The sequence below is a fragment of the Flavobacterium sp. K77 genome (assembly GCF_021608205.1).
GTDB lineage: Bacteria > Bacteroidota > Bacteroidia > Flavobacteriales > Flavobacteriaceae > Flavobacterium > Flavobacterium turcicum.
In genome coordinates, this window is sequence record NZ_JAKIHO010000039.1 from 1 (window position 1) to 820 (window position 820).

Here is an 820-nt window from a genome sequence, read left to right on the forward strand (position 1 = left end):
GGTATAGTTAATCGTATCTCCGTTTACAGCACCCGTTACCACCGCTGTTAAAGCAGGATTAAGATCACCGTATACTTTTGTTTTATCATCAGCCGTAACCAAAACATCAATAGCTTTAGGCGTAACTGTTAAAGTTCCGTTTACAGCAGTAACGTCATAGTTAGGATTGTTTCCTAAAGTCACCACGATTGGGTAAGCACCTACGTTAGAGAACTGCGTTGCAGAAGTTGCAAGAGTGTAGTTAATAGTATCTCCGTTTACAGCACCAGTCACCACGGCTGTTAGAGCAGGGTTAAGATCACCGTAAACTTTCGTTTTATCATCAGCAGTAACGACTACATCAATAGCTTTAGGCGTAACTGTTAAAGTTCCGTTTACTGGAGTAATGTTATAGTTAGGGTTGTTTCCTAAAGTTATTACGATTGGATATTCGCCTACGTTAGAGAACTGCGTAGCAGAAGTTGCAAGGGTATAGTTAATAGTATCTCCGTTTACAGCACCAGTCACCACGGCTGTTAAAGCAGGATTAAGATCCCCGTAAACTTTCGTTTTATCATCAGCAGTAACGACTACATCAATAGCTTTAGGCGTAACTGTCAAAGTTCCGTTTACTGGAGTAATGTTATAGTTAGGATTAGTACCTAAAGTCACCACGATTGGGTAAGAACCTACGTTAGAAAACTGAGTAGCAGAAGTTGCTAGGGTATAGTTAATCGTATCTCCGTTTACAGCACCAGTCACCACGGCTGTTAGAGCAGGGTTAAGATCACCGTATACTTTCGTTTTATCATCAGCAGTAACTACTACATCAATAGCTTTG

Annotated in this window: 1 protein-coding gene; it reads right to left on the minus strand. The window is 40.7% G+C overall.

Features of this window, described 5'->3' with window-relative positions; all coding sequences use genetic code 11:
• Positions 1-820 (minus strand): MBG domain-containing protein (locus L1S34_RS14790; RefSeq protein WP_236364867.1); only part of this gene is annotated, 820 nt, incomplete at both ends.